This is a genomic window from Candidatus Symbiopectobacterium sp., from assembly GCF_020054415.1.
GTDB lineage: Bacteria > Pseudomonadota > Gammaproteobacteria > Enterobacterales > Enterobacteriaceae > Symbiopectobacterium.
In genome coordinates this window covers 1-7,351 of record NZ_JAHWCO010000064.1, presented here as the reverse complement: position 1 = coordinate 7,351, position 7,351 = coordinate 1, and the positions used below count along the sequence as shown (strand labels likewise).

Genomic DNA, 7,351 nt, shown 5'->3' with positions numbered 1-7,351 from the left:
GACACGCCTGTTTTGGATTAAAATGCTGATCGCTCCGGGATGCATCACCACGCTCTGGATTTAACATACTGATTTTACGTCAAGGGAATCCGCAGCCTTTATGGCTACGCAGCATAATATCTATTTATTCAACAAAGCCCGTCAGGTAATCCGAGATCGAGAATCACCAGATCAGGCTTGCGGGTAGCAGTTTCCAGCAGGCCACGTTGCAAGGTCTGCGCATCAAAAACGCGTAGCACTTCGCTTTCCATTGCGCTGCGTACAAAGCGCTGGATCTCTTTTTCATCTTCTATGATCAAAACGCTGGCGGATATCAGGGCATCTACTCCTTCTGTCTGATTGCTGCGTGTGTTGATCCGTCTGCACGACGTTAAATGATACTTTATGACGCTATCATATATTTCTGCGCGTTTGCGACAAAAGCCTTTCGGATGATGGAAAGAGAGCAGGGCAGCAGGAGCGGTAAAAAAACCAATAAAAGAAACATTTATTTATACATTAAATGTAATTTATTAACCATTTTGTAACTAACTAACAGAATGTTCGGGGAAAAATGACGAAAACACGATCTTTTTCTGGTCCGATGAGTAGTAAAGTTTCAGCAAAAGTGGTACTATTTTTAGCAGTTATTCATCGTTATGTTGATTTTGTGAGCAATGTCGTTGCAGTGGCTGCTCACTGATGAAGGAGGATCTCTATGTCGATTTATACTGCTTATCCCTTGTATCGAGTTCTCCTGCGTCGCGTTGCTGTTGTTGCTTTCGGTTTACTGGCGTTGCCTGTGATGGTGTTTCGTACCGATCGCGCCCGCTTTTACAGCTATCTGCACCGTGTTTGGTTGAAAACAAGCGATCAGCCGGTCCGGATGGCGCAATCAGAAGCGGCAGCCGGTGATTTTTCCTAAGCTGCGCTGCGAGTAAGTAAAAAAACATCATTGTGCGCTACTGACCTCAAAACCCCCCTCGGTCAGTAGCTCTGTTTTTTTAATTCCTTTGTTTTTCTCTCTGATACACTTTGGTTTTTGTTTTCGCTCGATCTTCGTCGTTGTGCTCCGTAGCCGCTTGAAATCCGCTATGCTGAGGGAATGTTGACAAACGGGAGAGCGTTTATGATGTCAGCTCCTATTCCTGTTGGAATAAGTGCATGTTTGCTCGGTGCGCCAGTACGGTTTGACGGGGGGCATAAGCGCTTTGCTCTTGATCAATTAGCGCCTTATTGCCATTTTCAGCAGGTATGCCACGAAATGGCGGTCGGATTACCTGTGCCGCGCCCCGCGCTGCAACTGGTTAACGCGGGTAAGCAAGGTATTCGGCTCTGTGCCAGCAACGGTTCTGGCATCGATGTTACCGATGAGATGCTTGCGTTTTCCGAGGGCTTTGTTGAATAAATAGATATTATGCTGCGTAGCCATAAAGGCTGCGGATTCCCTTGATGTAAAATCAGTATGTTAAATCCAGAGCGTGGTGATGCATCCCGGAGCGATCAGCATTTTAATCCAAAACAGGCGTGTCATAACAGCATTATTCCCTATTATTCAACAAAGCCTTTTCCGAGCAGAAAATGGCATCGTTAAGCGATCTGTGCGGCTTTATCCTGTGTGCCAAATCCCCCAGTTGCGGAATGGAACGGGTAAAGGTGTATGACAGCCAGGGAAAAAATACCCGAAAAAGTGGAGAGGGGCTGTTTGCTCAGGCGCTGAAACGGCACATGCCGTGGTTGCCGTTAGAGGAGAATGGCAGCTTGAGCGATCCTGTGCTGCGGGAAAACTTTATTGCCCGGGTCTATGCCTTGCATAAATTGCAGCAGATCTGGCAGCAGGGCCTCTCGCGTGGCGCACTGATGGCGTTCCATAGCCGCTACAAATTGTTGTTGCTGGCGCACTCGCAGCCCGAATATCGAGAGCTGTGCCCGTTTGTGGCAGGCATGGCGCAATGGCCGACGCTGGAAGCCTTTGCCACGGAATACCGGCTGCGTTTTATGCGCCTGTTATCGCACCCCGCATCGCGTCGCAACCATACCAATGTATTGATGCACGTTCAGGGGTACTTTTGTCCTCATCTTACTTCCCAACAACGTCAGGAGTTGGCTAATCTCATCGATCACTATCGGCAAGGTGTGCAACCGCTACTGGCGCCGATGACGCTGTTGCGTCATTGCATGACCGAATACCCTGATGATTACCTGACGCAGCAGCGTTACTTTGGCCCTTATCCCGAAGCTTTGCGTTTACGCTATGGCCACTAATATTTTCCAGCAAGGAACAGTTATGACCACGCATCTGGTCTGGTTTCGCCATGATTTACGGATTACCGATCACTCCGCGCTGCACGCGGCATGTCAGAACGCTGATGCCAAGGTTACTGCGCTCTATATTGCTACGCCAGGCCAGTGGCAGGGTCACGGTATGGCACCGCGACAGGCGACGTTTTTGCTACAGAATCTCCAGGCATTACAACAGTCACTGGCCGCTAAAGGGATCCCTCTGTTTTATCAACAATGTGAAGACTTTCATCAGGCGGTTGAAACCGTTTATGCATTTTGTAAAAAGCAGCATGTTTCGCACCTGTTTTATCATTACCGGTACGAAATTAATGAACGTGAACGGGATCGCGCGCTGGAAGCCAAATTGCACGGGCAGGTGGTGTGTCAGGGGTTTGATGACAGCGTTTTGCTGGCGCCAGGCAGCCTGGTGACGGGAAAACAGGAGATGTACAAAGTCTTTACGCCGTTTCGCAAAGCGTTTATCCAGCGTTTGCTGGAGATGGAGATTACCTGCCTCCCTGCGCCGAAAAAGCGCGCTAATGTAGACGTGGGGAAATTGGATGCGTTGACCCCCTTCGATTATCCTCAACGGGCGGTTGACGAGACGCTTTTTCCGGCGGGCGAACAGGCCGCGTTGGCACGATTACGCCAGTTTTGCCAATCCACAGTGGCGGATTATGACCAACAGCGTGATTTTCCCGCACAGCAAGGCACTAGCCAGCTTTCTCCTTATTTGGCATTGGGCGTTATCTCCCCGCGTCAGTGCCTCAATCGCCTGCGTGCAGAACATCCCAATCTGTTAGAGCGGTCTGACGGCGGGGCATTTACCTGGTTGAGCGAACTGATATGGCGTGAGTTTTATCGTCATCTGCTGGTGGCCAGGCCACGTTTGTGTAAGCATCGCCCGTTTGTGGAGTGTACGCAGCAGGTACAATGGCGACAAGACGAAAAAGCGCTGACAGCCTGCCAACAAGGTAAAACCGGTTTTCCGATTGTCGATGCCGCGATGCGCCAATTGAACGGTATCGGATGGATGCATAATCGGCTACGCATGATCTGCGCCAGTTTTCTGGTAAAAGATTTGCTTATCGACTGGCGGGCAGGGGAACGTTATTTTATTTCTCAACTGCTGGACGGTGATTTGGCCGCGAACAATGGCGGGTGGCAGTGGGCGGCCTCCACTGGCACGGACGCAGCGCCTTATTTTCGTATTTTTAACCCTACCACGCAGGGGGAGCGTTTCGATCCGCAAGGAACTTTTATCCGCCAGTGGGTGCCCGAACTGGCGGAGGTGCCAGAGCGTGATATTCACCAGCAGCATCGCTGGGCACAGCGGGAAGGATGCATGTTGGATTATCCGACGCCGATGGTCGATCATAAGCAGGCCAGACAAATGACGTTGGAGGCTTTTGAAGCTGCGAAAGCGTTGCAGAAAAAAGGCCAGAATCAGGCATATTAAGGAGCGTTATGCGCAACAGCGAATTGGAAAAAGTGATCAATCAGCAACTTAATGTGGTTGCATTTCAGGATTATGCGCCTAACGGGTTGCAGGTTGAAGGGCGTGATAACGTGCAACGGATCATCACTGGGGTAACCGCCTCGCAGGCATTGCTGGATGTGGCCGTTGCTCAACAGGCCGATGCAGTACTGGTACACCATGGCTATTTTTGGAAAAACGAATCTCCGGTTATTTCCGGCATGAAGCGGCGCCGCTTAAAAACATTGCTGGCGAACGATATCAACCTATATGGCTATCATTTGCCGTTGGACGCACACCCCGAGCTAGGTAATAACGCCTGTCTGGCTGCACTGTTAGATATCACCGTGTTGGGTGAGATTGAGCAACTGTTGCCTTATGGCGAACTGACTCAGCCGGTGAGTGGTGAGGCGTTACGTGAGCGCCTGGAGACGCGATTGGGGCGTTCCGTGCTGCATTGTGGGGATAATGCACCGTCACAGATAACAAGGTTGGCATGGTGCTCAGGTGGCGGCCAGGGCTTTATTGAGCAAGCTGCACGCTTTGGCGTGGAGGCGTTCATCACCGGGGAAGTATCGGAACAGACGATTCATATCGCTCGCGAGATGGTGCTGCATTTCTATGCGGCAGGCCATCACGCGACAGAGCGTGGCGGTATTAAGGCGCTGGGGGAGTGGCTGGCGCAGCGGCACGGGCTTGATGTGACCTTTGTTGATATCCCCAATCCCGCCTAGTGTTAATCCACCCACAGCAGGCGGCACGCGATGCTATCGAGCGTTTGCAGCGTTGGTGGGAAGAGAGCGAGTCGATAACGATCGAAGCGAGGGATATCACTATTCCGGTGGTGTATGGCGGCGATGCTGGTCCGGATTTGTTGCAGGTGGCGGAGCATTGCCAGCTTTCTCCTCATCAGGTGGTGGAGGCGCATGCAGCAGCGCATTACGTGGTGTACTTTCTCGGTTTTCAGCCGGAATTTCCTTATCTGGCGGGGTTGCCAGAGCACCTCCATACTCCACGGCATGCAGAGCCGCGCCTGAGTGTGCACGCTGGCAGTGTCGGTATTGGTGGTCGACAAACCGGTATTTACCCGTTGGCAACCCCCGGAGGCTGGCAGTTGATTGGCAGAACGGCAGTTGCGCTGTTCGATCAGAGTGCGAAGCCACCCACGTTGCTGCGCCCCGGTGATAATGTGCGCTTTGTGCCGCAACCTGAGGGCCTATGCTAAAGATCATTCATGCAGGGCTGCATACTTAGGTGCAGGATGCAGGGCGTCATCATCTGCGGCATCAGCCAGTCTGGTGCTTTGGATATGCCAGCGCTAAGCATAGCCAATTTGTTGGTGGGTAACGCGATGTCCGAAGCCGGGCTGGAAATTACGCTTGGAAAATTCGCGGCGACGTTTACGTCATCCTGCTGGATTGCATTGACGGGCGCTGACAGTCACGCCGAGCTCGATGGAAAACTGATCCGTACCGGCTGGCGCTTTCATATGAAAGCAGGCAAAACGCTCAGGCTGCGCATGCCGCGCCGGGGGCATGCGCAGCTATTTGGCTATTTCTGGTGGTCTAGTGCTGCCAGATGTGCTCGGGTCACTCAGTACCGATTTGAAAGCCGGGTTTGGTGGTTATCTTGGTCGCCCGCTTCGGGATGTTGATACGCTTCCGCTGAAAAAGGCCGCCTACCGCAAGCCGCATAAACCTGTGGGCATCAAGCAGATTCTGTTCAGTAATCGGGTACGGGTGCTTTCCGGACCGGAATATCATGAATTCAGTGAAGAGGCGCGCGACACGTTCTGGCGAACGGGGTGGCAACTGGGTCCACAGAGTAACCGTATGGGATATCGGCTACAGGGACCTGCATTGACACGCATAACGCCGCGAGAACTTTTTTCTCATGGTGTACTGCAGGGGGTGATTCAGGTGCCGCACAATGGTCAACCGATCTTGTTGCTGGCAGATGCGCAGACCACCGGTGGCTACCCACGCATTGCCTGTGTAATTGACGCGGATTTATTCCATTTGGCGCAGATTCGGCTCGGTGAACCGATACATTTCATTCCCTGCACGCTGGACGACGCCCTGCGTGCGTCGCAGGCGCAGCGGCGTTATCTGGAACAACTGGTGTGGAGGCTCAATGATTATTGATTTAAATGCCAACCTAGGTGAAGGCGGCAGCAATGATGAAGCGCTATTGCAGTTAGTCACGTCTGCCAATATCGCCTGCGGGTTTCATGCAGGAGATGCCCAAACTATGCTCCAGTCGGTGCGTTGGGGGATGCGCTACGGCGTGGCGCTGGGTGCGCACCCCCAGCTTTCTGGATCGGGAAAGTTTTGGCCGCAAAGCGATGTCGGTATCCGCAGACACGGTCTTCGCACAGGTGGTGTATCAACTCGGTGCGTTAAGTGCGATCGTAGCGGTTGAAGGCGGCAGGCTGACGCATGTCAAACCGCACGGCATGCTGTATAACCAGGCTGCACGCGATCCCATGCTGGCAGATGCGATTGCGCGTGCGGTCAAATCGGTGAATACGGCGTTGCGGTTGGTAGGGCTCGCGGGAAGTGAACTGATTCAGGCGGGGCAGCGTTTGGGATTGGCAACTCGGCAGGAGGTGTTTGCCGATCGCGGTTACCTGCCGGACGGCACGCTGGTACCGCGCGACCAACCTGCCGCATTGATCAAAAGCGATGAGTTGGCGCTGGCGCAAACGTTGGAGATGATTAAACGTCGCAGGGTGCGGGCCAGTGATGGTACCTAGGTTGATGTAGAGGCCGATACTGTTTGTCTTCATGGCGACTGCGATCATGCACTGCTGTTTGCGCGCAAGTTGCGTTAATGTTTCAATGAACACCAGATTCAGGTTAGTGCGGCGTAACGCATGAGTAACTATAAAATATGAAAGCCGTATTGGTGACGGCGTTCGAACCCTTTGATGGCGAAGCCATTAAACCTTCCTGGGAAGCGGTAAAGGTATTACAAGGGCGTGAGATTGCCGGTGCGCGGGTGATGATCTGCCAGTTAGCCTGTGTGTTCGACCTTGCCTTGCAGCAGCTCGATGCTGCGCTGGCAGAGTATCATCCCGACTGCACGATTGCTGTTGGTCAGGCCGGAGGCCGCGCTGAGATCACCGTTGAGCGCGTTGCCATCAATATCAACGATACGCGTATCCCTGGCAATCACGGCAAGCAGCCCATTGATACTCCCGTGATCGCCGGTGGTCCAGACGCCTATTTCTCCACCTTGCCGATCAAATCGATGGTTAATGCATTACGTGAGCAGGGTATTCCTGCCTCGGTGTCCCACACCGCAGGCACCTTCGTGTGCAACCATGTGATGTACGGCTTATTGCACGCGCTGGCATTGCGTCCCGGTGCGGCCAGCGGTGGGTTTGTTCATATCCCTTATGCACCGCTACAGTCGGCGCGCCATCCCGGGGAGCCATCAATGCAGATTGCTATGGTAACTGAGGCGTTGGTTGGGCTTTGTTGAATAAATAGAACTTTTGGGTAATCATCGGAGCAGATCACCACAGTTGTTTCAAAATCAGGTCTCCATGGCAAAACAAAATTTTAAAATCACCAACTGGCCCTCTTATAACAAGGCCCTCAAGCAGCG

Annotated in this window: 4 protein-coding genes and 7 pseudogenes; 10 read left to right on the top strand and 1 reads right to left on the bottom strand. The window is 52.7% G+C overall.

All coding sequences use genetic code 11. The features are described 5' to 3' along the window. Positions 1-137 precede the first annotated feature (137 nt). Positions 138-314 (bottom strand): annotated as a pseudogene (locus QZ506_RS02195) (response regulator); the annotation flags it as partial. Between the two features lie 383 nt (positions 315-697). On the opposite strand from QZ506_RS02195, the gene QZ506_RS02190 reads away from it, so the two are divergent. From QZ506_RS02190 to pcp, 10 genes and pseudogenes are all read left to right on the top strand, one after another. Further along, positions 698-904 (top strand): YbfA family protein, encoded by a 207-nt coding sequence (locus QZ506_RS02190; protein ID WP_291968729.1) that lies wholly within the window; start codon positions 698-700, stop codon positions 902-904. 207 nt (positions 905-1,111) lie between these two features. Next, positions 1,112-1,369, top strand: a pseudogene (locus QZ506_RS02185) (DUF523 domain-containing protein); the annotation flags it as partial. Positions 1,370-1,444: 75 nt separating this feature from the next. Next, entirely contained in the window at positions 1,445-1,573 is a 129-nt protein-coding gene (locus tag QZ506_RS02180) for a hypothetical protein (RefSeq protein WP_291968727.1), read from the top strand. Further along, positions 1,540-2,244: pseudogene (locus QZ506_RS02175) on the top strand (YbgA family protein); the annotation flags it as partial. The gene QZ506_RS02180 and the pseudogene QZ506_RS02175, both read left to right, overlap by 34 nt. 22 nt (positions 2,245-2,266) lie before the next feature. After that, a complete protein-coding gene (gene phrB / locus QZ506_RS02170) occupies positions 2,267-3,721 on the top strand; it encodes a deoxyribodipyrimidine photo-lyase (RefSeq protein WP_291968725.1) in 1,455 nt (484 codons plus the stop codon). An 8-nt stretch (positions 3,722-3,729) separates the two neighbouring features. Beyond that, positions 3,730-4,473: a type 2 GTP cyclohydrolase I gene (locus QZ506_RS02165; protein WP_291968723.1), complete on the top strand. Its 744-nt coding sequence runs from the start codon at positions 3,730-3,732 to the stop codon at positions 4,471-4,473. Next, a pseudogene (pxpB, locus tag QZ506_RS02160) lies at positions 4,470-4,964 on the top strand (5-oxoprolinase subunit PxpB); the annotation flags it as partial. The gene QZ506_RS02165 and the pseudogene pxpB, both read left to right, overlap by 4 nt. Positions 4,965-4,993: 29 nt before the next feature. Next, positions 4,994-5,883: pseudogene (locus QZ506_RS02155) on the top strand (biotin-dependent carboxyltransferase family protein). After that, positions 5,873-6,572, top strand: a pseudogene (gene pxpA / locus QZ506_RS02150) (5-oxoprolinase subunit PxpA). Before QZ506_RS02155 ends, pxpA begins: the two co-directional pseudogenes overlap by 11 nt. A 59-nt stretch (positions 6,573-6,631) precedes the next feature. Further along, a pseudogene (pcp, locus tag QZ506_RS02145) lies at positions 6,632-7,210 on the top strand (pyroglutamyl-peptidase I); the annotation flags it as partial. Positions 7,211-7,351: the final 141 nt, after the last annotated feature.

Coding starts and splice junctions, on each gene's coding strand:
- QZ506_RS02165 (WP_291968723.1), top strand. CDS start 3,730: ATGCGCAACAGCGAATTGGAAAAAGTGATCAATCAGCAACTTAATGTG.
- QZ506_RS02190 (WP_291968729.1), top strand. CDS start 698: ATGTCGATTTATACTGCTTATCCCTTGTATCGAGTTCTCCTGCGTCGC.
- QZ506_RS02180 (WP_291968727.1), top strand. CDS start 1,445: ATGTTAAATCCAGAGCGTGGTGATGCATCCCGGAGCGATCAGCATTTT.
- phrB (WP_291968725.1), top strand. CDS start 2,267: ATGACCACGCATCTGGTCTGGTTTCGCCATGATTTACGGATTACCGAT.